The following is a 22807-nucleotide window of genomic DNA, read 5'->3' as shown; positions in this document are numbered from 1 at the left end:
ACAGATGACCACCCTGCAGTCGGCGGCCGAGTCCGCCCACAGCACGTCGGTGCAGAACGACGCCTGTGCCCAGAAGGGCTCGGAAGTGGTACAGCAGACGGTGGAGATCATCCAGCAGATTTCCCACGACCTGAACGAGGCGGCGCTGAGCATCGACGCGGTCAGCAAGCAGTCGGAGATCATTGGCAGCATCGTCCAGACCATCCGCGGGATTGCCGACCAGACCAACCTGCTGGCGCTCAACGCGGCCATCGAGGCGGCTCGGGCCGGCGAGCATGGGCGCGGTTTCGCGGTAGTGGCGGACGAGGTGCGCAGCCTGGCGGCGCGCACCAGCCAGGCCACGGTGGAGATCGTCGAGGTGGTGCGCAAGAACCACGACCTGTCCAAGAGCGCGGTCACCAGCATGCAGTCCAGCCTGAGCCGCACTGGTCTGGGGGTAGAGCTGGCCAACGAGGCGGGGGAGGTGATCCTGGAGATCCAGCAAGGCTCACGGCATGTGGTGAATGCCATCAGCCAGTTCAATTCGAGCCTGCAATTGCAGTGACCTGTACCCAGGCCACTTGAACTCGTCGGGTCCTTTTTACCCGCTGCAAATGAAAACGCCGCTGGCTCTGTTCGAGGCAGCGGCGTTTTCCATTCGGGCAGCGGTTACAGCGAGGCCAGGAACTTCTCGTCGATTGGCTTGACGTTATCCTTTTTCTCTTCCGCGGCCAGCCGCATCTTGTCCTGCAGACGCTGGGCGATTTCCTGGCTGATCGCCAGCTGGCGCTCCGGCGGCAGGTTCTTCAGGTCTTCCTCGGTCAGGCCCATGTCCTTGAGGATGCTGTCGCGCAGACGCTGTTCCGGCGTCTTGCTCATGTAGTCCTTGAACTCGCTCAAGGCACCGGTTTCCGTGGCGCTGTTGGCCTGCGGAGTGCTGGTGGTGGGCGGCGTGGCCTGGAGCAGGACGCGGGTCTTGGCAAATGCCGCGTTGACGTTGTCATCCACGGTATTGGCTTGCTGGCTGGACTGCGACGTCGGCACTGTCACCGAGTTCTGGGCCTGCTGCAGCATGCCGCTGTACAGCGCGCTGGCGGCAGCGTTAGTCGGGTCCATATCGGTGCGCGAGGTGGGCTGCACCGAAACGGATTTCTGGGCGTTGACCAACATGATCGGGAACCTGTGTAAGTGGCTAGGCAAGTGTTTTAGCAAGTTCCATGCCTTAATTTAAGTCTCGCTAAATCAATGGCTTGAGCAAAGGCAGTGACAAGGAATCGGCAGCCAGCGGAAAACTCTTGCCGCTTACTGGCAAGCTCGACCGCCGGCTGTTGCCGTCTCAGTAGGTGATGGGGATGCCGAAGTCTTGCGCAAAGGCATCGTCCACCGGTTGGTAGCCCAACACCCGGGTGGTTTCGCTGAGGTCCAGGCGTTTGAAGCGATTGTTGGAAATGCCGTGCCCGATCAGCAGTTGCACCCCCGGGGTTTCCACCGCCCGTTGCAACAGCTGCACGGCATCCCGAGGGCTCAGCCAGGCACTCAGGTCGCGGGTGGTGGTCAGCTCGTGGTGCTCCGGGAATTCAAAGGCGCCAATGCGCAGGGCGATGCAGGACAAGCCGCGCCTGGCGGCATAGAAAGCGCACAGGGCTTCGCCATAGCACTTGCTCACGCCATACAGGTTGGCCGGAATCACCGGCATGCCCGGGGTGATCTGCCGGTCCACCGGGTAGCCTTCGATGGTCTGGGCGCTGCTGGCAAACACCAGGCGTCGGCAGCCGGCTTTGGCCGCCGCTTCGAACAGGTAGGTGGTGGCGAGGATATTGTTCGGCAGCAGCTCGTCGAACCCGGCACTGGCGTGGGGAATGCCGGCCAGGTGCACGATGACGTCGATCCCCTCTAGCAGGTGCTCGAGGGCCTGCGGCTGGTCAAGATCCAGGCGCAGGAAGCGGTGAGGCGCGGGCACTTCGAAGTCCGCATCCACCCGGTCGGTGAGGGTGAAGCGGTAGCGCTCCTGGGAGGCCTGGAAAAACGTCTTGCCGATCCTGCCGCAGGCACCTGTGACCAGTACGTTGAGTGCATCCATTGCCAATCTCCTAAGGGTTGAAAGTGCTCTGTCAGGGTGTGCCGTTGCGTCCATGCAAGAGAAAGCCCGGGCGCTGGCCGAGGCGTTCGTAGTAGGCCTCGATGGCCGGGAATTCGGGGTGTTGCATGGGGGTCATCTTCCAGCGGTTGACCGACAGGCCAAGGACGATATCCGCCAGGCTGAAGGCCTCGCCCAGGACAAAGGCGCCCGAGCCTTGCAGCTGCTGTTCGAGTATCGCCATCTTGGCGTTCCAGGCTGTCAGGCTGGCAGCGATGCGCTGCTTGTCCTGGCAATCCGCATGCTGGCGCACCAGGCCCATGAAGGCGTAGCTCCAGGAGGGATTGAGCTCCGTGGCCTGCCAGTCCATCCATTGCTCCACCAGGGCTCGGGCCCGTGGCGCGATGGGCAGCAGGCCGCTGCCGGGATGCAGGTTGGCCAGGTAGCGGCAAATACTGTTGGATTCCCAGAGAACGCCGGCCTCATCGATCAGCACCGGCACCTGGGCATTGGGGTTGAGGGCGAGGAACTCCGGGCTGTGAGTCGACTGAAAGCCGCTGCCCCAATCTTCCTGCTGGTAGGCGAGGCCGAGTTCCTCGCAGGTCCACAGGACTTTCCTGACATTGATTGACGAAGCTTTGCCGAGAATTCTGCAAGGGGTTGCCATGACGCTTCCTTGTTCGTGGCCTGGGTTGGCCCTGGGAATCTATCAGCGTGACAGGCGTTCGGCGACGTCAATTTACCGGCCCTTAGGCCGGCGCAGGTGTCAGGCCGGGTCGGGCAGGGCCGAGGCCGGCAGGCCGAAGACCCGGTCGAATAGCCAGTTGAAGGCGAAGGTGTAGCAGGGAATGAACAGGATCAGTGCCAGGTCCAGAAGGAAGGCCTGTACCAGGCTGATCTGCATCCACCAGGCGATCAGCGGAATCAGGAACACGATCAGGGTCAGCTGGAAGCCCACGGCATGGGCGATGCGCCGCTTGACTGTGCGGGTGCGCGACGCCTGGCGGCTTTCCCAGCGCTCGAACAGGCTGGTGTAGATGAAGTTCCAGGTCACCGCGATGCTGGTGATCACCACCGCCAAGGGGCCAGTGCTACTGGGTGAAGAGCCCGACAGCAGGGCCAGGCCCAGGGCCGAGAAGGTCATGCCGAAAACCTCGAACAGGGAGACATAGAGCAGTTTGCGTTTCACGCCTTGCATGCGGATTCCTCGTGATTGAATGCGGATGGCCAGGCCGGGGCTGGCGCAGGGCGCAAAAGATAGCTTCAATACGGATGACAGAAAAAGTCGGAAGCTTTCAGTTTTCCTGATAGGTTGGCACCCATGAATTTTTCCAGCGACAGCATCCAGTTGTTTCTCGCCGTGCTCGATCGCGGCTCCTTTTCCGCTGCGGCGCGTTTTCTCGGCAAGGTGCCTTCAGCGGTGAGCATGGGTATTGCCAACCTTGAGGCTGAACTGGGCTATGCCTTGTTCGATCGCCGCCATCGCGAGCCGTTGCCCACGCCGTTGGCCTTGTCCCTGGCGCCCCACGCGCGGCTGATCGCTGACCAGCTCAAGCAGTTGCAGGTGCATGCCGTCGAGCTGTCCCTGGGGCTGGAAAGCAAGCTGTCGATCGCCGTGGTGGATGACATCGACAAGCAGCGCTTGCTGGAGGCGATCAAGGTGCTGGCCGAGCGCTATCCGTTGTTGGAAGTGGAAGTGCTCAGCGCGCCCCAGGACGATGTGCTGCACCTGCTGCACAGCGGCCGGGTCAGTGTGGCACTGGCCTTTGCCGGGCTCAGCGTGAATGCCCTGGAGTACTTCCAGTACCTGGGCAGCGAGCAGATGATCGCCTGCATTTCGGCCCGTCACCCGCTGTACCAGGCCTGCGCTGGCTCGCTGTTCCTCGAGGAGCTGATCAAGGTGCGCCAGGTGGTGGTGGCCAGCCGCGACCTGCCACTCAGCGACACCCGGCCCCTGGTGGGCGAATCCCTGTGGCGCACCGACAGCCTGGCCATGGCCTTGCAGATGGTGGAGGCGGGCATTGGCTGGGGCAATTTCCCCTTGTCGGTGATCCAGCCCAGGCTGGCGGCCGGCAGTTTGCAGCGCTTGCAGTTCAAGAACATCGACAATGGCCTGCACCTGCCGGTGCACACGGTGTGGCTGAAGAACCAGCCACTGCAGAAGGGCGCCCTGGCCTTGGTGCAAGCGCTAGGGGCAAGTAGCGAGCCGTAAGCCACGAGCCACAAGCGGCAAGCTTGCAGCTCACGGCTTGAGGCTTGCCGCTGCCCTTATCCAGTTCAGAAGCCGGCCCGCTGCCGAATGTTCGTCGATGGCCTTTGGGGACAGCAGGTAGTAGGCGCTGCCGTCGGCGACAAAGTCGAAGGGTGCGCAAAGCAGCCCGCTGGCCAGGTCGTCGCGCACCAGTTGCCAGGGTGCGATGGCCAGGCCCAGGCCCGCCACTGCCGCTTGCAGGCTGAAGTAGAAGTGTTCGAAGACCTGCTCCTGGGGCGCCGGGGTCATTGGCCATTGCTGCAATTGCAGCCACTGCTCCCAGGCTTGGGCCCGGGTGGCGCTGTGCAGGCGTGGGGCCTGGGCCGCCAGTTGCACCTGGCCCTTGATCTGCGGTGCCCACTCGGCTTGTTTGTCTGGTCGGCACACGGGCCCCACGGCCTCGTCGAACAGCCAGTGGGCCTGGGTGTCGCGGCTCCAGGCAAAGTCGTTGCGGCGGATCGCCAGGTCGATCCCGGCGTTGAAGGAAAAGGGCCCGCCACCGGCCAGCAGCTGGATCGATACCTCAGGATGGGCCGCCTGGAACGCCGGCAGGCGCGGAATCAGCCAGCGCATCAGCAGGGTCGGCTCGCACGACAGCACCAGCGGAGCATTGCGCCCGGCTTCGCGCAAGCGCTGGGCGCCGCTGTCCAGCAGGTCCAGGGCCTGGGTCACGCTGTGCAGCAGTTCGGCCCCGGCGGGGGTGAGAAAAACCCGCTGCTGGCGGCGCTCGAACAGGGTGCAGCCCAGGTCATCCTCCAGGGCGCGCACGGCGCGGCTGATGGCGCCGTGGGTCAGGTGCAGGGCCGCGCCGGCCTGGGTAAAGCTTTCCAGGCGGGCCGCCGCCTCGAAGCAACGCAAGGCGCCCAGGGGCGGCAGGCGGCGCTTCAAGGGTTGTGAGTTTTTATCACCAAGAATGTCAGTTTTCATCGTTAGCAACGAAGGTGGGAGGCCCAATAGAGTAGCGCCTGATTCTATAACCAAGGCGCAGGCAAAGTGACCGAACTGTTAGTTGTCATCACCATCACCGTTCTTGCGGTACTCAGCCCGGGGGCCGACTTTGCCCTGGTTACTCGCAACAGCCTGGCGCTTTCCCGTCGCCACGGCGTGCTGACCGCCCTGGGGATCGGCCTTGGGGTGATGCTGCATATCGGCTACAGCCTGCTAGGGGTAGGGGTGCTGTTGCAGCAGTCGTTGCTGTGGTTCAACGGGCTGAAGATCGCCGGGGCCCTCTACCTGATCTATCTGGGGATCAAGCTGTTGCGTAGCCCGGTTACCGGCGAGCAGGAAAAGTCTGCGAGTGCCCGGATGTCGGGGTGGGCGGCCTTGCGTGCAGGGTTCCTGACCAATGCCCTGAACCCCAAGACGATGATTTTCGTCCTCAGCCTGTTTATGCAGGTGATCGAGCCGGGCACGGCCTTGCCGGTGCAGATCGGCTATGGCGCGATCATCGTCCTGGCCCATGTGCTGTGGTTTGTGCTGGTGGCGCTGTTCTTTTCGGCGCCGGCGATTGCCGGTCGGCTGCTGGCCTACAAGCGCCGCATCGACCAACTGTTCGGCGGTGTGCTGGTGGGCTTCGGCCTGTTGCTCAGCGTCTTGAGCCTCAGGCCCTGAGAGGGCTCAGGTACTTTCCCGAACCCGCAGTTCGAAGCCCATGTCCACCACCGGTTCGGCCACGCTGTTGCCGGCCAGCAGGGTCAGCATCTGCTCGGCGGCGCGGCGGCCGATGGCTTCGCGCGGGGTGCTGATGCTGCTCAGGCGCGGCACCATGTGCTCGGAGGCCGGCAGGTCGTTGAAGCCCAGCACCGCCACCTGCTCGGGCACCTTGATGCCGCAGCGCATGGCCTCCAGCAGGGCGCCCTGGGCCAAGTCGTCGTTGCCGAAGAAGATCGCATCCACTTGGGGCTGGCTCTGCATCAGCTGCAGGAACAGCTCGCCGCCCAGGCCCACGGAGGAGGGGCGTGGGGTCAGCAATTCCAGGTCGGGGTTGTACAGCCCGGCTTCTTGCAGGGCTCGGCGGAAGCCTTCGCCACGCAGCAGGGTGCGCTGGTCGAGTTGCGCGCCGACATAGGCCAGGTGCCTGCGCCCGCGGGAGATCAAATGGCGGGCGGCGGTTTCGCCGGCGCTCAACTGGGAGAAACCCACGCAGTTGAGCCCGGCACCGGAGTCCAGGTCCATCATGTAGACGCAGGGAATATTGTTGGCCTCGATCATCCGCCGCGAACTCTCGGTGCGATCGAAACCGGTGAGCAACAGACCCCGAGGCTGGTAGGTCATGTAGTTGCGCAGCAGGTTCTCTTCTTCGTCGCGGGAATAGTGGTAGTTGCCGATCAGCACTTCAAAGCCCTTGGGCCGCAGCACCTGATGGATGGCTTCCAGGGTTTCGATAAACAGCAGGTTGGACAGCGAGGGCACCAAGACCACCACCGACTGGCTCTGGGCCGAAGCCAGGGCGCGGGCGGCGGAGTTGACCACGTAGTTCAGCTCCAGTGCGGCCTGCTGCACCCGCTCCACCAGTTCGGTGGCCACGCTGCTGACGCCGCGCAGCGCCCGGGAGGCGGTGATCGGGCTGACGCCAGCCAGGCGGGCCACTTCATTGAGGGTCGGGCGACCCGTGGTGCGGGTGTTTTTATCGTTCTTCTGGGTGGTCATCAGACGGCTTGCCAAACAAAATTCAAGTCACTAAGGTAGCGCTGTCCTAGAACAGCTGCAATGCGTGAGCGAGGTGTGCCTGACCCTCGCTCTTTGGTTTGGCGGACTATATACGCGGCAACCCACAAAAATGACAAGAAGGCGTCGGCAGACACTGTTTTTGTACTAGATTTTTCAACTAGCGAAGGTAGCGCTGTCTGCGCGCTGAGGTGTTACATGAGTCAACCCATCACCGCCCTGGTCATCATGGGCGTTGCCGGCTGCGGCAAGTCCAGTGTCAGCCAGGCCCTGTGTCAGCGCAGTGGCGCCACGGCCATCGAAGGCGACAGTTTTCACCCGGCGGCGAACATCGCCAAGATGAGCGCCGGCATTCCTCTTGACGACGACGACCGCGCCGGCTGGCTCGACAGCCTGTGCGATGAACTGCGCCGTGCCCTGGCCGCCGGTCAGCGCCCGGTGCTGACTTGCTCGGCGCTCAAGCTCAAGTACCGCGAGCGCCTGCGCGCCGCGACCCCCGGCCTGGGCTTCGTCTTTCTCGAGCTGACCCCCGCCGTCGCCGCCGACCGCGTGGCGCACCGGCCAGGGCACTTCATGCCGTCGACCCTGATCGACAGTCAGTTCGCCACCCTCGAATCCCCTGTGGGCGAGCCGCTCACCCTGGCCCTGGATGCCAGCAGCCTGAGCGTCCAGCGCCTGGCCGAGCTGGCCAACCAGTGGTGGCTTGAGCATGGCCTTGAACCTTGATGCTGATTATCGGTTCGAAAAAGGTAGCGCTATCCCATTTCGTCATTGTTTTTAACGCTTAAATAAAAACAACAAACCGGAGGCAAATCCATGTTTGGCATGTCCCAAGAGACCTATCTGCTGGTTGATGCAGTGGTCACCATCATCGGGCTGATCGTGCTGATCACCCGTTTCAAGCTGCATCCCTTTATTGCCCTGACCATCGCCGCGGGTTTCCTCGGCCTGACTTCGGGCATGCCGGTGGACAAGATCATCAAGGCGTTCCAGGACGGCTTCGGTGGCGTGCTCGGTTTTGTCGGCATCATCCTGGCCCTGGGCACCATGCTCGGCAAGATGATGGCTGAATCCGGCGGTGCCGATCAGATCGCCCAGACCCTGATCCGCTCGTTCGGCAAGCAGCGGGTGCAGTGGGCGATGATGTTCGCCGCCTTCCTGGTGGGCATTCCGCTGTTCTTCGAGATCGGCTTCGTGTTGCTGATCCCGCTGGTGTTCATCGTTGCCCGGCGTACCGGGGTGTCGCTGATCAAGATCGGTATCCCGCTGCTGGCCGGCCTGTCTGCGGTGCACGGCCTGGTGCCGCCGCATCCGGGGCCGCTGCTGGCGATCGGGGTGTTTGGCGCCGATATCGGCAAGACCATTCTCTATGGCCTGATCGTTGCCCTGCCGACCGCGATCATCGCCGGTCCGATCTACGGCACCTTTATCGCCAAGTACATCCCCGGCCATCCGTCCCAGGAGCTGGTGGACCAGCTGGCGCGGGAAAATGACAACAGCAACCTGCCAAGCTTCAGCGTGACCCTGCTCACGGTGCTGCTGCCGGTGTTCCTGATGCTGCTCAAGACCTTCGCCGACGTGGCGCTGCCGGACGGGCATTTCTTCCGCATCTGGATGGACATGATCGGTCACCCGATCAGCGCCCTGCTGCTGGCCTTGCTGCTGTCGCTCTACACCTTCGGCTACAAGCAGGGCATCGGCTCCAAGCAGATCCTCGGCCTGCTCGATGCCAGCCTGGCGCCTACCGCGGCGATCATCCTGATCATCGGTGCCGGCGGCGGCTTCAAGCAGATGCTGGTGACCAGCGGCGTGGGTGATGTGATTGGCCATATGGCGGTCAATGCGCAGATCTCGCCGATCCTCCTGGCCTGGCTGGTGGCGGCGGTGATTCGTATCGCCACAGGTTCCGCCACCGTGGCCACCATCACCGGCGCCGGCATCGTGGTGCCGGTGGTGGGGATGATCCCGGGGGTCAACCGCGAGCTGCTGGTGCTGGCCACCGGCGCAGGTTCCTTGATTCTGTCCCACGTCAACGACGCCGGTTTCTGGCTGGTCAAGCAGTACTTCAACATGACCGTGGCGGAAACCTTCAAGACCTGGACGGCGATGGAAACCATCCTCTCGGTGGTGGGCCTGATCTTTATCCTGCTGTTGTCGCTGGTGGTTTAAAGCAGCCGTTAACCCGGCCACAAAAAAACCGCATCGCTGCGGTTTTTTTGTGCCTGCTCTATCTGTAGGAGCGAGCTTGCTCGCGATAGCGCTCCAGCGCGCCGGGTCGATCAACTGCCTTTCTGCACCAGCCCGTCCGCGCGGAACATGCCGCGGATGCCGCGCACCGCCTGGCGGATGCGGTCCTGGTTCTCGATCAGGGCAAAGCGCACATGGTCGTCGCCGTACTCGCCGAAACCCACGCCCGGGGAGACGCAGACCTTGGCCTCGGCCAGCAGCTTCTTGGCGAACTCCAGGGAACCGAGGTGGGCGTAGGCCTCGGGGATCTTGGCCCAGACGTACATCGAGGCCTTGGGGTTCTCCACCATCCAGCCCAGCTCATGCAGGCCCTTGACCAGCACATTGCGCCGCTGCCGGTACTGCTCGGCGATGTCGCGCACGCACTGCTGGTCGCCTTCCAGGGCCGCAATCGCCGCCACCTGCAACGGGGTGAAGGTGCCGTAGTCGTGGTAGCTCTTGATCCGCGCCAGGGCGTTGACCAGTTCCGGGTTGCCGACCATGAAGCCGATGCGCCAGCCGGCCATGTTGTAGCTCTTGGACAGAGTGAAGAACTCCACCGCAATGTCCTTGGCCCCGGGCACCTGCATGATCGATGGGGCTTTCCAGCCGTCGTAGACGATGTCGGCATAGGCCAGGTCGTGGATCACCAGCACGTCGTACTGCTTGGCCAGGGCAATCACCCGCTCGAAGAAATCCAGCTCCACGCACTGCGCTGTGGGGTTGGAGGGGAAGCCCAGGATCATCATCTTCGGCTTGGGAATCGAGCCGCGAATGGCCCGTTCCAGCTCGGCGAAGAAGTCCACGCCGGGCACCAGCGGCACCGAGCGCACCTGGGCGCCAGCAATCACCGCGCCGTAGATATGGATCGGGTAGCTGGGGTTGGGCACCAGCACCGTGTCGCCCTGGTCCAGGGTGGCCAGCATCAGGTGCGCCAGGCCTTCCTTGGAGCCGATGGTGACAATGGCTTCGCTTTCCGGGTCGATATCGACTTCGTAGCGATCCTTGTACCAACGGGATATCGCCCGGCGCAGCCGTGGAATGCCCTTGGAGGTGGAGTAGCCGTGGGTGTCTTCGCGTTGGGCGACGGTGACCAGTTTCTCGACGATATGCGGCGGAGTCGCGCCGTCGGGGTTACCCATGCTCAAGTCGATGATGTCTTCGCCGCGCCGACGCGCAGCCATCTTCAGCTCGGCAGTGATATTGAATACATAGGGGGGAAGACGATCGATGCGCGCAAAGCGGCGCGGCGAACCTTGTTCGGCCATTGTTGCCTCGATAGGACGTAAGCGCCCGGAACCGTCCGAGCGACGTTGGCCACTGCGGTGGCCTGCGGGGCAGACGATAAAGGCGCCGCTGGCGGCTTGTCCAGAGGGCTGGAAAATTATTTTCAAGCCCGGGCAAGGGTTTGCGAGGGCCCGGGGTTTGTCGCTATAACGTGCACGCTTCTTGCCTGCAAGCAACGCCAAGCGCCTTTGCGCGGACTCTTGATCGGCCTTCGATGGCCGTCGCAACGCTTCGAACAACCGCAGTAAACGGGACGAACAATGGAATTTACCAGCGGCTTCCTGCTGAGCCTTTCGCTGTGCCTGGACATCGGCGTGGCCAATATCGCGATGATCACCCTGGCCATGCAGCGTGGCTATTTCCAGGGCTTCTGCCTGGGCCTGGGCACCTGTGTCGGCGACCTGATCTACGCCTTGCTGGCCCTGGCCGGGATGACCGTGCTGCTGCAGTACCAAAGCGTGCGCTGGGTGCTGTGGATCGGCGGCTCGGCACTGCTGCTGTATTTCGCGGCGAAGATGATCTACGCCGCCATCCATCACGGCGGGGTGCTGGCCACGGCGGGGGAGGCGGACCCTGGGTCGCCGCGCAAGGAGTTCTTTCGCGGGATCTTCCTGGCCATGTCCTCGCCCAGTGCGATCCTCTGGTTCGCCGCCGTGGGCGGCACCCTGATTGCCCGATCCGGGGGCGGCGGGATCGCCGATTCGGGGCTGTTCCTCGCTGGTTTCTTCTGCGCAGGATTGGTCTGGACCCTGGGCCTGTGCCTGGCCGCGACCCAGGGCGGCAAGCTCTTGGGCGACAAGCTGCTGCGCTACTCCTACCTGGCATCGGCGGCGATCTTCTGCTATTTCGCGGTGTACGTGATTCTATCCGGCTATCAGGAGTTCATTCTCGGCGCCGCCACCGCGGACCTTCCGGCGCTCTGATCCTGGCCTGGGTGATTGGCTTCTATACTGGATGCCGAACCCATCTTTTCAATGGCAGGAGTGGCAGTCATGGATGAGCAAAAACAGGGCACTGCTTTGCAGCCGCGCTTCGAAAGGGAGCGTTTTTTGCTGATCGCAGGTTTCGCTGAGCGGGTAAAGCCCGCCGCCGTTCAAGACATCGGCCAGCTATGGCAACGTTTCATCCCGCATATCGGCAAGGTGCCGGGGCAGGTGGACGACGTGACCTACGGCATTTGCTGCAACCCTGACGGCCAGGGCGGTTTCGAGTACATCGCCGGGGTCGAGATCAGCAAGCTCGACGACCTGCCCGCGCGCTACCGCTGGGTCGAGGTGCAGCCGCAGCAGTATGCGGTGTTCGAGCACCCGGGTTCGCTGCTGGAACTGCCCCAGACCTTCAACTACATCTGGCAGACCTGGCTGCCGCAATCCGGTCGCGAAGCGGCCGATGCGCCGGAGTTCGAACGCTACAGCGCCGACTTCAACCCGGACACCGGCAGCGGCGTGGTCGAGGTCTGGCTGCCGCTGAAAAGTGCCTGACACCCCTCGGGGGCGCTGACCCGCCCCCGGCTTTCCCCGCTCCGCCCGCTCGATCTTAACGCCATCTTAATGCCGCCCCCGGCAATCAGTGCCCGGCCTTGATGCGCCCGCGCCTAACCTGCGTGGCGCAGAGCAGGGCGGTGGACCTGTGGTTCCCGACCGCCTGCCGGTGCCCATTGCCGGGCGCCTGAGCGGCCGCGCCCTGTATGGGGAGCGCGGCGTCAATGGAATAAGGGGAGCTGCCTTGCTGACACTGGAATTCATCTACGGCGCCAGCGGCTTTTGCGCCGTGCTGCTGTTCGCCTACCTGGGTTACGCGCTGATCCGTGCCGAGAAATTCTGATGCACGCACCCAGCCGTCGCCACCCAGCCGCATACGCCCGTCCGGGCATTCTCGAGAAAGGAAACCAGCCATGTACGACCTGATCTTCGTGGGCCTGTCCCTGGGGTTCTTTGTACTGACGGCCCTGGGCATCGTCGCCATGGGCAAGATTTGAACGGAGCATCGACATGTTGAGTACTGTGCTGGAATACGCGGTGATCCTCGGCATCATGACCGGGCTTGCCGTGCTGATGGGCAAATGGCTGACCCGGGTCTTCACCGGTCGCGGCCACGCCTTGCCGGAGCGCGCCACCTACCGCCTGCTGGGCATCGACCCCGGCGAAACCATGGGCTGGGCCCGTTACGGCTCGGCGCTGTTGCTGTCCAACGCGGCGATGATGCTGCTGGGCTACCTGCTGCTGCGCCTGCAACCCTTGATGCCCCTCAACCCCCTGGGGCTGGCGGCGCAAACCCCGGACCTGGCGTTCAACACCGCCGCGTCCTTTATCAGCAACACCAACTGGCAGGCCTATTCCGGGGAAAGCAGCCTGTCGAACTTCAGCCAGATGGCGGCGATTACCTTCCTGATGTTCGTCGGCGCCACCGCTGGGGTGGTGGCGGCGGCCGGCTTCATTCGTGGCCTGAGCCGCTCCAGCTCGGCGGATATCGGCAACTACTGGGTGGACTTCACCCGCACCCTGTACCGGGTGATGCTGCCGTTGTGCCTGGTCATGGCCCTGGTCTATGTCTGGCAGGGCATGCCCCAGACCCTCGACTCCCAGGCCCTGGCCACCACCCTGGAAGGCGCCGGGCAGCAACTGATAGTGGGCGCCGTGGCCAGCTTCGAATCGATCAAGCACATCGGCACCAACGGTGGCGGCTTCTTCAGCATGAACGCTGCCCACCCGTTCGAGAACCCGACGCCCCTGACCAACCTGCTGCATATCCTCAGCATGTTGCTGATCCCTTCGGCGCTGACCTACACCTTCGGCAGCATGCTGCTGCGTCGGCGTCAGGGCTGGGTGTTCTTCGGTACCTTCCTGGTGATGTTCGTCGGCTTTTTGAGCATCGTCTTCAGCGCCGAGCAGAGCGGTAACCCGTTGCTGACCCAGGTGGGCGTCGACCAGCAACTCTCGGCCACCCAGAGCGGCGGCAATATGGAAGGCAAGGAGCTGCGCTTCGGCATCGCCGACACCGCGCTGTTCGTCACCACCACCACTGGCGCCACCACCGGCTCGGTGAACGCCATGCACGACTCGCTGACCCCCATGGGCGGCTTCGTGCCCCTGGCGCAGATGATGCTCAACTGCGTGTTCGGCGGTGACGGCGTGGGCTTTATCAACCTGATCCAGTACGCACTGCTGACAGTGTTCCTGGTGGGCATGATGATCGGCCGCAGCCCGGAATTCCTCGGCAAGAAGATCGAGGCCCGGGAAATCAAGCTGGTGATGCTCTCGGTGCTCGCCCATCCGATCTGCATCCTCGGCTTTACCGCCCTGGCGGCCCTGTGGCCCGACACCCTGAACAGCCTCAACAACCTGGGCCCCCACGGCTTCAGCGAAGTGCTCTACGCCTACACCTCGGGCACTGCCAACAACGGCTCGGCCTTTGCCGGCCTGAACGCCAACACGCCGTTCTTCAACACCACCATCGGCCTGGCCATGCTTATGGGGCGCTTCTTCACCATGCTGCCGATGCTGGCCGTGGCCGGTTCCCTGGCCATGAAAAAGAACATTCCCGCCGGTGCCGGGACCATTCCCACCGCCACCCCGCTGTTCATGTTCCTGGTGGTGTTCGTGGTGCTGGTGGTCGGTGGCCTGACTTTCCTGCCGGCGCTCGCGCTCGGCCCGCTGGTGGAGCAACTGCAGTTGCTGGCCGGCCAGACCTACAAGTGAGGGCTTGAGATGACCAAGCAAATGCAAAGCCAAACCCTGGACAGCAATGTACGGCTGTTCAAGGGCCTGCTGCGCCCGGTGCTGGTGGCCGCGGTGCTGTTCATGCTGATTACCGGGCTGGCCTACCCGCTGCTGACCACCGCCCTGGCCAACCTGCTGTTCCCGTTCCAGGCCCAGGGCAGCCTGGTGCAGCGTGACGGCCTGGTGGTGGGATCAAAGCTGATCGGCCAGGCCTTCAGCCGACCGGAGTATTTCCAGGGCCGCCCGAGCATGACCCTGGGCAGCGATCCGCTGGACCCGAGCAAGAGCGTGCCCCAGCCCTACAACGCCGGGGCCAGTGGTGCCAGCAACCTGGGGCCCACCAGCCAGAAGCTGCTGGACACGGTAGCCGAGCGGGTCCGCGCCTATCGCCAGCTCAATGGCCTGGCGGCGGACGCCCAGGTGCCGGTGGACGCGGTCACCGCGTCGGCGTCCGGCCTGGACCCGCACATCTCCCTGGCCAACGCCCAGCTGCAACTGCAGCGCGTCGCCCGCCTGCGGCACCTGCCGCTGGTAGACCTGGAAGCGCTGCTGCAGGACCACAGCGAAAGCCGCACCTTCGGCCTGCTGGGCGAGCCCCGGGTCAATGTGCTGCAACTCAACCTCGCACTGGACGCCCTGGCGCCCGTGCATGCCTCGCCGCTTGCGGCCAGTGAGTAAGAGACCGCGATGATGAGCAAGACCTCTCGTATAGCGTTGTTCGACCGTGGGCTGCTGGCCGCGGCGTGCCTGGATGCGCTGAAGAAGCTGCTGCCCCAGGCGCAATGGAAGAACCCGGTGATGTTCGTGGTGTACCTGGGCAGCATCCTCACCACGCTGCTGTGGGTGCAGTCCCTGGGGGGCGCGGGCGAGGCCCCCAGTGGCTTTATCCTCAGTATCTGCCTGTGGCTGTGGTTCACCGTACTGTTTGCCAACTTCGCCGAAGCCCTGGCCGAGGGCCGCAGCCGGGCCCAGGCCGCCAGCCTCAAGGGCATGAAGCGCCAGACCCTGGCCAAGCTGCTGCAGCAACCGCGGCACGGCGCCGCCTGGCTGCCCATGGCCGCCAGCGAACTGCGCAAGGACATGGTGGTGCTGATCGAGGCCGGTGACCTGGTGCCGCTGGATGGCGAGGTCATCGAAGGCGTGGCCACGGTGGACGAGAGCGCCATCACCGGCGAATCGGCACCGGTGATCCGCGAGGCCGGGGGCGACTTTTCCTCGGTCACCGGCGGCACCAAGGTGCTCTCCGACTGGCTGGTGGTGCGCATCAGCGTCAACCCGGGCGAGTCGTTCCTGGACCGCATGATCTCCATGGTGGAATCGGCCAAGCGCCAGAAAACCCCCAACGAGGTGGCCCTGACCATTCTCCTGGTGGGCCTGACCCTGCTGTTCCTGCTGGTGATAGTGACCCTGAGCCCCTACTCGATCTTTGCCGTGGCCATGAGCGGCAGCGGCAGCGTGATCAGCGCCACGGTGATGGTGGCGCTGCTGGTGTGCCTGATTCCCACCACCATCGGCGGCCTGCTCTCGGCGATCGGCGTGGCCGGCATGAGCCGGATGATGTCGGCCAATGTCATCGCCACCTCGGGCCGGGCGGTGGAGGCGGCGGGGGACGTGGACGTGCTGCTGCTGGACAAGACCGGCACCATCACCCTGGGCAACCGCCAGGCCAGCGCTTTCCTGCCGGCCCCGGGAATCAAGGACAGCGAACTGGCGGATGCCGCGCAGCTGGCCTCCCTGGCCGATGAAACCCCGGAAGGGCGGAGCATCGTGGTGCTGGCCAAGCAGTTGTTCGATATCCGTGGCCGCGATCTCGAAGCCCTGGACGCCAGCTTTGTCGCCTTCAGCGCCCAGACCCGCATGAGCGGCGTCGACCTGCCCCAGGGCCGGAGCATCCGCAAGGGCGCAGCCGATGCCATTCGCCGGCATATCGAGGCCCTGGGCGGCAGCTTCCCGCCGGCCTTGCAGGCCAAGGTGGATGAAGTGTCGCGACGTGGCAGCACGCCACTGGTGGTCAGCGACGGTGCCCAGGCCCTGGGCGTGGTGGAACTCAAGGACGTGGTCAAGGGCGGGATCAAGGAACGCTTTGCCGAACTGCGGCGCATGGGCATCAAGACCGTGATGATCACCGGCGACAACCGCCTCACCGCGGCGGCGATTGCCGTGGAAGCCGGGGTCGACGACTTCCTTGCCGAAGCCCGGCCGGAAGACAAGCTGCAACTGATCCGCGACTACCAGGCCAAGGGCAAGCTGGTGGCCATGACCGGCGACGGCACCAACGACGCCCCGGCCCTGGCCCAGGCCGATGTGGCGGTGGCCATGAACAGCGGCACCCAGGCGGCCAAGGAGGCGGGCAATATGGTCGACCTGGACAGCAACCCGACCAAGCTGATCGAGGTGGTGGAAGTGGGCAAGCAGATGCTCATGACCCGCGGCGCCCTGACCACCTTCAGCGTGGCCAACGACGTGGCCAAGTATTTTGCTATCGTACCGGCCGCGTTCGTCGCCACTTACCCGCAGCTGGCGGCGCTGAACGTGATGCACCTGAGCAGCCCGAACTCGGCGATCCTCAGCGCGGTGATCTTCAACGCCCTGATCATCGTGTTCCTCATCCCCCTGGCGTTGAAGGGGGTGAAGTACCGTTCCATTGGCGCTGCGGCGTTGCTCAACCGCAACCTGCTGATCTATGGCCTGGGCGGGGTGCTGGTGCCCTTTGCCGGGATCAAGCTGATCGACATGCTACTGGCCGGCCTCGGCCTGGTTTGAGGCAAATACGGAAAATGCGGCGCCCGAAGCGGGCGCCGCATTGTTCATTTAAGGAAGCCCATGGCTGTGCTCGATGCTAGTAACCCGCCCCGTGACGGGCGCCCCGATCCCGATGCCCTGCTGGAACGGCTGCAACAGGATGAACAGACGGCCCAGCGCGGCAAGCTGCGGATCTATTTCGGTTCCAACGCCGGGGTCGGCAAGACCTGCGCCATGCTCAGCGCCGCGCGCAGCGAAGTGGCCCAGGGCCGCGACGTGGTTGCCGGGGTGGTGGAAACCCACGGCCGCCGGGAAACCGCCGAGCTGTTGCAGGGCCTGGAGGTGCTGGAACGCCACCGCCTGATGCACCGCGACTACGCTTTGCCGGAGTTCGACCTGGACGCTGCCCTGGCGCGCCACCCGGCGGTGCTGCTGGTGGACGAGCTGGCCCACAGCAACGTACCCGGCTCGCGCCATCCCAAGCGCTGGCAGGATGTGGAAGAGCTGCTGCGAGCCGGCATTGATGTCTGGACCACCCTCAACGTCCAGCACCTGGAAAGCCTCAACGATATCGTCAGCGGCATCATCGGCATCCGCGTACGCGAGACGGTGCCCGACCACCTGTTCGATGAAGCCCACGAAGTGCTGGTGATCGACCTGCCGCCGGACGACCTGCTGCGCCGCCTCAAGGACGGCAAGGTCTACCTGGGGCCCCAGGCCGAGCGTGCTTCACGTAATTTCTTTCGCAAGGGCAACCTGCTGGCCCTGCGCGAACTGACCCTGCGGCGCACCGCCGACCGGGTCGATGCGCAAATGCGCGACTACCGCCGCGAGCGTTCGATCAATGCCCTGTGGCCGGCCCGCGAGCGGCTGCTGGTGGGGGTGGCCGGCGACCCAGCGGACGAGCGCCTGGTACGTGAGGCGGCGCGCCTGGCGCAGAAGCTCGAAGCCGACTGGATGGTGGTGCATGTGGCTGCCAGCCAGGGCAAGGGCCGTGGCGGCGGACGCTACGCGGCGGCGATGAAGACCCTGGCCCTGGCCGTCGAATTCGGTGCCGAAACCGCGACCCTGTCCGGCCTGGACGTGGCCGAGGCGCTGGTGGCCTGTGCCCGCGAGCACAATGCCAACCGCCTGGTGCTGGGCCATTACCCACGCAAGGTCTGGCAGTTCTGGCATCAGTCGGTGAGCGACCGGATCAGCCGCCAGCACCCGGAGATCGACCAGATCGTCATCGCCAATGGCCCCTTGAGCCGGCCGCGCCCGGCAGCGGAGAAACCCGAGGCCGGCCTGGCCCCCAGCCGTGCCCCCGGTTACCTCTGGGCCAGCCTGGCGTGCTTTGCCGCCACGGCGGTGGCGGCCCTGCTGCTCAAGGTGTTCGACCCGGCCAACGTGGTGATGCTGTTCCTGCTTACGGTGGTGCTGGTGGCCCTGCGTTTTGGCCGCGGGCCGGGAGTCTGGGCGGCGATGCTGGCGGTGCTGTGCTTCGACTTCTTCTTCGTCCAGCCGGTGCTGTCGTTCACCGTCAATGACACCCAGTATTTCTTCACCTTCGCCCTGATGCTCGGCATTGCCCTGATCACCGGCCAGCTCACCGCGCGCCTGCGCCACCAGGCCCGCACCGCCGCCGCCGGCGAACGTCGCGCCACGTCCCTGGCCGGGCTGGCCCGGGAGCTGTCGGCGGCGCTGACCGAAGAGCAGATCTGCGCCGTGGCCCTGCGCACCTTCGGCGGGGTGTTCGAGGCCCGGGTCGGGCTGGCGCTGCCGGACGCCGGCAACCGGGTGCGGGCCTTGAGCGCCAACCCCCTGGCCATCGATGAAAGCATTGCCCAGTGGGCCTACGACCATGACCAGCCGGCCGGCAGCGGCACCGATACCCTGGCCGCGGCCAAGGGCCGCTACCTGCCGCTCAAGGCGCCGATGCGGGTGCGCGGCGTACTGGTGCTGGAACTGGCGGATGACGAACGCCTCAAGGCACCGGAGGAACAACGGCTGCTGGAGGCCTGCATGAGCCAGTTGGCGATTGCCCTGGAGCGGGTGCACTACGTCGAGGTGGCCCAGAGCACCGTGGTGCAGATGGAAGGCGAGCGCATGCGCAACACCTTGCTGGCGGCGATTTCCCATGACCTGCGCACCCCGCTGACCACCCTGATCGGCGCCGCCGACGCGGCGCTGCCCCATGCCAGCGAAGGCCCCCTGCAGTCACTGCTGGGGGGCATTCATGATCAGGCCAAGTCGATGCAGCGGCTGATCGAGAACCTGCTGGACATGGCGCGAATGCAGGAGCGCGGGGTGCGCCTGAATCGCCAGTGGAATTCCCTGGAAGAGATTGTCGGCAGTGCCCTGCGCCAGTTGCGCGAACCCCTGGCGGGGCACCAGGTGCGGGTCAGCATGGCACCGCTACTGCCCCTGGTGGAGGTGGACGCGCTGCTGCTGGAACGGGTGCTGGTGAACCTGTTGGACAACGCCGCCAAGTACACCCCGGCCGGCACCCTGGTGCAGATCAGTGCGCGCCAGGTGGATCAGCAGATCGTCCTGCACGTCAGCGACTCCGGCCCCGGCTGCCCCAAGGGCAGTTCCCCGGCCAGCCTGTTCGAGGCCTTCAGCCGTGGCCAGCAGGAATCCGCGGTGGCTGGCATCGGCCTGGGGCTGGCCCTGGCCAAACGCATTGTCGAGGCCCATGGCGGGCGCATCGAGGCCCAGCCTCATGCCGACGCCGGGCTGAGTTTTATCATCACCTTGCCGGCGGGACAGCCGCCTTCGATGGAAACCCTATGAGCAACCCACGCATCCTGATCGTCGAGGACGAAGCCAATATCCGCCGCTTCATCGGCATTGCCCTGGAGGACGAAGGCTTCCAGGTGTTCGAGGCCGACAGCGTCAAGCGTGCGCTGATCCATGCCGCCAGCCGCCAGCCGGACCTGGTGATCGTCGACCTGGGCCTGCCCGATGGTGACGGCAAGCAGTTGATCAGCGAGCTGCGGGGCTGGCTGGCGGTGCCGATCCTGGTGCTCTCGGCCCGGGATCGGGAAGAGGAAAAGGTCGCGGCCCTGGATGCCGGCGCCGACGATTACCTGGTCAAGCCCTTCGGCGTGCCGGAGCTGCTGGCACGGATTCGCGCGCAACTGCGGCGCCATGGCCAGAGCGGCGCGGCGGCCACCAGCAGCAAGGTGCTGTTCGGCGGCATCGAGGTCGATCTGGCCACCCATGAAATACGTCGCGACGGCCAGCCGGTGCACCTGACGCCGATCGAATACCGCCTGCTGTGCGCGCTGATCCGGGGGCAGGGCCGGGTGCTGACCCATCGTCAGTTGCTGCTGGAAGTCTGGGGCCTGGACTATATCGATCGCGCCCATTACCTGCGGGTGCACATGGCCCATTTGCGGCAGAAGCTGGAGGCCGATCCGGCTCAGCCCCAGCACCTGATCACCGAGTTGCAGGTGGGTTATCGCCTGGTGGGGCTGTGATCCCGGTCCAGGGCTTTTTCGCCACGACGGCGTTCATGCACAAAGTCGATGTAGAGGGTGATGCAACCGAAGGCGGCGATGCCGAACAGCAGCAGAAGGCCGATCTGGATATTGCTCATGGAGAAGGTCCTGTGGGCAAGACGCGGGTCGGGCCGGCTCGAGCGGCCGGCCACCAGGCGTCGGGGAACTGATAGATAATCCCTTGGCGCGCCCCAGGCCAGGGCTTATATGAAAGCTTTACGGCCGCTTTGATGATCCCTATGCCCGGCATACGCAAGGGCCGTGTCGGGCGCCACTCCTTGCTAGAATCGCCGACCTTCCAACCTACTCAGGTAGCCGCCCATGAGCGCTTCGACCCCACTGATCCGCACCGTATTGCCCAGCGATCTGGACCGCTGCTTCGCCATCGAGACCCTGGCCTACGAAGGCGACGAAGCCGCCACCCGGGAAAAGATCGCCACCCGCATCGCCACCTGGCCCGCAGGCTTTATCGTGGCGGAGGTGGAGGGGCGGGTGGCCGGCTTTATCAACTCTGGCGCCACCTTCGAGGTGCAGATGGCCGATGAAGCCTTCAAGGAACTGGTGGGCCACGACCCGGCGGGCCCGGAGGTGGTGATCATGTCGGTGGTGGTGCACCCGGACTACCAGGGCCTAGGCCTGTCCCGGCAACTGTTGCAGGCCTTTATCGCGGGCATGACAGCAGCGGGCAAGGCGCGTATCCACCTGATGTGCAAGGAGCGCCACGTCGCCCTCTACCAGCGTTTCGGCTTCGTCTATATCAAGGCCTCGGAATCGGACCACGGCGGCATGGCTTGGCATGAGATGGTGCTGGAGCTGGTGCAGTAGCGGGCAGAGATTGCGACTGAGCCACATGTGGCCAGAATATGGGTTCTTGTGGGTGTCGACGCTCTCTGCCCGGCACCCTGAGGATTAGTGGCATGCGTATTGAAACTGTCGGTTACGTCAAAAAAAACGCGGCGAATCTCGACCTCTCCCAACCCGTTCTGGTAACTCAGAAAGGTGTGCCTGCCTACGTGATCGAATCTTATGCAGAGCGCAAGCGGCGTGATGAAGCCATTGCCTTGTTGAAGCTGTTGTCATTCGCGGATCGAGACAAGCAGCAGGGCAAGTTGCTCAGCGCCGACAGTCTGTTGCAACGATTGGCGCAGCGTCGCCCGGTGACGCAAGACGATGCATAAGACATAGAGGGTCGAGTTCGCCACCGCTGCCGAATATGAGGGGCAGGAGCACTTCCTGCCTCAATAGGGCGGTGCGCAGCAGACGGGGCAGTTCGTTGATCAGTTGATCAGGCAAATTGCTGCAACCTTGAGTCAGCAGGCGCACATATGGCTTTGCCAGCAAGCTGCGTCATTGGGGGGGCGCATTTTCGTGGTGCTTTTTCGCAGCCTGAAAATATTTTCGTGAATTTTTCCAAGGCCTGTCGATTTCCCCATCGGCCAGACGACTAGGAGTGAATCGGGCCGGCAAGCGGCCCGGCGTGATGGTTTTTCACTCTCGAGGAGTTTCGCCATGTCCAATCCACTTCACGAAGCGCAGATCCGCAGCCTGATCGAACACTGGCAACAGGCGGTGATCGCCCGGGATATCGAGCGTATCGTCAGCTTCTATGCCGATGACATCCGTTCCTTCGACGCCGTCGGCGCCCTGCAGTTCTGCGGCAAGGCCGCCTACCGGGCGCACTGGGAAGCCTGCATGCAGGTCTGTCCCGGCGGCGGCATTTTCGAGTTCCATCAGTTGCAGGTACTGGCCGCCGAGGAGCTGGCTTTGGCCCACTGGCTGGCGCGTTGCGGCGGTACTGATGCCGAGGGTGTGACCAAGGCTTGCTGGATGCGGGTCAGCGTCGGTTATCAACGCCGCGAAGGGCAGTGGCAGGTGGTGCACGAGCACTGGTCGGCGCCTTTCGACATGCTCACCGGCACCGCGCTGTTCGACCTGCAACCCTGAGCGTCGGGCGGTTCGCCAAAGGTGCCAACAGCGACCATAGTTGATCAGCCCCAAGCCGGAGATGCCGATGAAATACCTATGCCTGGTCTACAGCGATGAACAGCTGCTGCACAGCCTGCCCGACAGCCCCAAGGACGCCGAATGCCTGGCCTATGCCGAGGCGGTGCAGGGCAGTGGACGGATGCTCGCCGCCGAGGCGCTGCAATCGGTACAGACGGCCACCACGGTGCGCATGCGTGGCGGCAAGCTGTCGATCACCGATGGCCCGTTCGCCGAAACCAAGGAGCAACTGGCTGGTTTCTACCTGATCGAGGCCCGGGACCTGAACGAGGCGATCCAGGTGGCCGGGAACATCCCGGCGGCCCGGGTCGGCAGTGTCGAAGTGCGTCCGGTACGTCAATTGAACCCCTGATAACTCGCATAAACAGGA

Annotated in this window: 26 protein-coding genes; 18 read left to right on the top strand and 8 right to left on the bottom strand. The window is 64.3% G+C overall.

Annotation, left to right across the window (positions count from 1 at the left end; all coding sequences use genetic code 11):
• Positions 1 to 4: 4 nt before the first annotated feature.
• Positions 5 to 544, top strand: a complete 540-nt coding sequence (locus J4P02_RS14410; protein ID WP_426191644.1) for a methyl-accepting chemotaxis protein — start codon at positions 5 to 7, stop codon at positions 542 to 544.
• Between the two features lie 104 nt (positions 545 to 648).
• On the opposite strand, the gene J4P02_RS14405 is transcribed toward J4P02_RS14410, so the two are convergent.
• The 4 genes from J4P02_RS14405 to J4P02_RS14390 form a co-directional block, all read right to left on the bottom strand.
• A complete protein-coding gene (locus tag J4P02_RS14405; protein WP_426191299.1) occupies positions 649 to 1149 on the bottom strand; it encodes a hypothetical protein in 501 nt (166 codons plus the stop codon).
• 166 nt (positions 1150 to 1315) lie between these two features.
• Positions 1316 to 2059 (bottom strand): NAD-dependent epimerase/dehydratase family protein, encoded by a 744-nt coding sequence (locus J4P02_RS14400; RefSeq protein WP_426191297.1) that lies wholly within the window; start codon positions 2057 to 2059, stop codon positions 1316 to 1318.
• A 31-nt stretch (positions 2060 to 2090) separates the two neighbouring features.
• Positions 2091 to 2723 (bottom strand): glutathione S-transferase family protein, encoded by a 633-nt coding sequence (locus J4P02_RS14395; RefSeq protein WP_426191295.1) that lies wholly within the window; start codon positions 2721 to 2723, stop codon positions 2091 to 2093.
• Between the two features lie 99 nt (positions 2724 to 2822).
• A complete protein-coding gene (locus J4P02_RS14390) occupies positions 2823 to 3254 on the bottom strand; it encodes a PACE efflux transporter (RefSeq protein ID WP_426191293.1) in 432 nt (143 codons plus the stop codon).
• 123 nt (positions 3255 to 3377) lie between these two features.
• On the opposite strand from J4P02_RS14390, the gene J4P02_RS14385 reads away from it, so the two are divergent.
• Positions 3378 to 4268, top strand: coding sequence for a LysR family transcriptional regulator (locus J4P02_RS14385; protein ID WP_426191291.1), 891 nt, complete (start codon positions 3378 to 3380; stop codon positions 4266 to 4268).
• 30 nt (positions 4269 to 4298) lie between these two features.
• On the opposite strand, the gene J4P02_RS14380 is transcribed toward J4P02_RS14385, so the two are convergent.
• Positions 4299 to 5234, bottom strand: coding sequence for a LysR family transcriptional regulator (locus J4P02_RS14380; protein WP_426191289.1), 936 nt, complete (start codon positions 5232 to 5234; stop codon positions 4299 to 4301).
• A gap of 66 nt (positions 5235 to 5300) precedes the next feature.
• On the opposite strand from J4P02_RS14380, the gene J4P02_RS14375 reads away from it, so the two are divergent.
• On the top strand, positions 5301 to 5918 hold the full coding sequence (locus J4P02_RS14375; protein WP_426191287.1) for a LysE family transporter: 618 nt from the start codon (positions 5301 to 5303) through the stop codon (positions 5916 to 5918).
• A 6-nt stretch (positions 5919 to 5924) separates the two neighbouring features.
• Here J4P02_RS14375 and J4P02_RS14370 read toward each other — a convergent pair whose 3' ends face one another.
• Complete coding sequence (locus J4P02_RS14370) at positions 5925 to 6956, bottom strand: LacI family DNA-binding transcriptional regulator (protein ID WP_426191642.1); 1032 nt, start codon at positions 6954 to 6956, stop codon at positions 5925 to 5927.
• 216 nt (positions 6957 to 7172) lie between these two features.
• On the opposite strand from J4P02_RS14370, the gene J4P02_RS14365 reads away from it, so the two are divergent.
• The gene (locus tag J4P02_RS14365) at positions 7173 to 7700 is read left to right on the top strand and encodes a gluconokinase (protein WP_426191285.1); all 528 of its coding nucleotides are present in this window, start codon (positions 7173 to 7175) and stop codon (positions 7698 to 7700) included.
• A 90-nt stretch (positions 7701 to 7790) separates the two neighbouring features.
• Entirely contained in the window at positions 7791 to 9143 is a 1353-nt protein-coding gene (locus J4P02_RS14360; protein WP_426191283.1) for a GntP family permease, read from the top strand.
• A 110-nt stretch (positions 9144 to 9253) separates the two neighbouring features.
• Here the strand turns inward: J4P02_RS14360 and alaC are convergent, their stop codons facing one another.
• Positions 9254 to 10468, bottom strand: coding sequence for an alanine transaminase (alaC, locus tag J4P02_RS14355; protein ID WP_426191281.1), 1215 nt, complete (start codon positions 10466 to 10468; stop codon positions 9254 to 9256).
• 279 nt (positions 10469 to 10747) lie between these two features.
• Between alaC and J4P02_RS14350 the strand changes: the two genes are divergently transcribed.
• The 9 genes from J4P02_RS14350 (at position 10748) to J4P02_RS14310 (ending at position 20412) form a co-directional block, all read left to right on the top strand.
• On the top strand, positions 10748 to 11410 hold the full coding sequence (locus tag J4P02_RS14350) for a LysE family translocator (RefSeq protein ID WP_426191279.1): 663 nt from the start codon (positions 10748 to 10750) through the stop codon (positions 11408 to 11410).
• Positions 11411 to 11479: 69 nt separating this feature from the next.
• Positions 11480 to 11968, top strand: coding sequence for a GyrI-like domain-containing protein (locus J4P02_RS14345; RefSeq protein ID WP_426191276.1), 489 nt, complete (start codon positions 11480 to 11482; stop codon positions 11966 to 11968).
• Between the two features lie 148 nt (positions 11969 to 12116).
• Positions 12117 to 12311 (top strand): potassium-transporting ATPase subunit F, encoded by a 195-nt coding sequence (locus J4P02_RS14340; protein WP_426191274.1) that lies wholly within the window; start codon positions 12117 to 12119, stop codon positions 12309 to 12311.
• Positions 12295 to 12465 (top strand): hypothetical protein, encoded by a 171-nt coding sequence (locus J4P02_RS14335; protein WP_426191272.1) that lies wholly within the window; start codon positions 12295 to 12297, stop codon positions 12463 to 12465. Before J4P02_RS14340 ends, J4P02_RS14335 begins: the two co-directional genes overlap by 17 nt.
• A gap of 13 nt (positions 12466 to 12478) precedes the next feature.
• On the top strand, positions 12479 to 14185 hold the full coding sequence (kdpA, locus tag J4P02_RS14330) for a potassium-transporting ATPase subunit KdpA (protein ID WP_426191270.1): 1707 nt from the start codon (positions 12479 to 12481) through the stop codon (positions 14183 to 14185).
• 9 nt (positions 14186 to 14194) lie between these two features.
• Positions 14195 to 14884 carry a potassium-transporting ATPase subunit KdpC gene (kdpC, locus tag J4P02_RS14325; RefSeq protein WP_426191268.1) on the top strand — a complete coding sequence of 230 codons (690 nt, stop codon included), beginning with the start codon at positions 14195 to 14197 and terminating at the stop codon, positions 14882 to 14884.
• 12 nt (positions 14885 to 14896) lie between these two features.
• Positions 14897 to 16969, top strand: coding sequence for a potassium-transporting ATPase subunit KdpB (kdpB, locus tag J4P02_RS14320; protein ID WP_426191266.1), 2073 nt, complete (start codon positions 14897 to 14899; stop codon positions 16967 to 16969).
• A 60-nt stretch (positions 16970 to 17029) separates the two neighbouring features.
• Positions 17030 to 19723, top strand: a complete 2694-nt coding sequence (locus J4P02_RS14315) for a DUF4118 domain-containing protein (protein ID WP_426191264.1) — start codon at positions 17030 to 17032, stop codon at positions 19721 to 19723.
• Complete coding sequence (locus J4P02_RS14310) at positions 19720 to 20412, top strand: response regulator (RefSeq protein WP_426191262.1); 693 nt, start codon at positions 19720 to 19722, stop codon at positions 20410 to 20412. The genes J4P02_RS14315 and J4P02_RS14310 overlap by 4 nt, the downstream gene beginning before the upstream one ends.
• On the opposite strand, the gene J4P02_RS14305 is transcribed toward J4P02_RS14310, so the two are convergent.
• Positions 20391 to 20531 (bottom strand): hypothetical protein, encoded by a 141-nt coding sequence (locus J4P02_RS14305; RefSeq protein WP_426191260.1) that lies wholly within the window; start codon positions 20529 to 20531, stop codon positions 20391 to 20393. The two genes, J4P02_RS14310 and J4P02_RS14305, sit on opposite strands and share 22 nt — an antisense overlap.
• Before the next feature lie 223 nt (positions 20532 to 20754).
• Between J4P02_RS14305 and J4P02_RS14300 the strand changes: the two genes are divergently transcribed.
• The 4 genes from J4P02_RS14300 to J4P02_RS14285 all read left to right on the top strand — a co-directional run bounded on the left by J4P02_RS14300 (position 20755) and on the right by J4P02_RS14285 (position 22789).
• On the top strand, positions 20755 to 21258 hold the full coding sequence (locus tag J4P02_RS14300) for a GNAT family N-acetyltransferase (RefSeq protein WP_426191257.1): 504 nt from the start codon (positions 20755 to 20757) through the stop codon (positions 21256 to 21258).
• Between the two features lie 92 nt (positions 21259 to 21350).
• Positions 21351 to 21611, top strand: coding sequence for a type II toxin-antitoxin system Phd/YefM family antitoxin (locus J4P02_RS14295; protein WP_426191255.1), 261 nt, complete (start codon positions 21351 to 21353; stop codon positions 21609 to 21611).
• A 331-nt stretch (positions 21612 to 21942) separates the two neighbouring features.
• Positions 21943 to 22377, top strand: coding sequence for a YybH family protein (locus J4P02_RS14290; protein ID WP_426191253.1), 435 nt, complete (start codon positions 21943 to 21945; stop codon positions 22375 to 22377).
• Positions 22378 to 22444: 67 nt separating this feature from the next.
• Entirely contained in the window at positions 22445 to 22789 is a 345-nt protein-coding gene (locus tag J4P02_RS14285; RefSeq protein WP_426191251.1) for a YciI family protein, read from the top strand.
• Positions 22790 to 22807 lie beyond the last annotated feature (18 nt).

This window comes from Pseudomonas sp. NFXW11 (assembly GCF_049887815.1).
Classification (GTDB): Bacteria; Pseudomonadota; Gammaproteobacteria; order Pseudomonadales; family Pseudomonadaceae; genus Aquipseudomonas.
The sequence above is the reverse complement of the archived record's forward strand: the minus strand, read 5'-3'. Positions and strand labels throughout refer to the sequence as shown.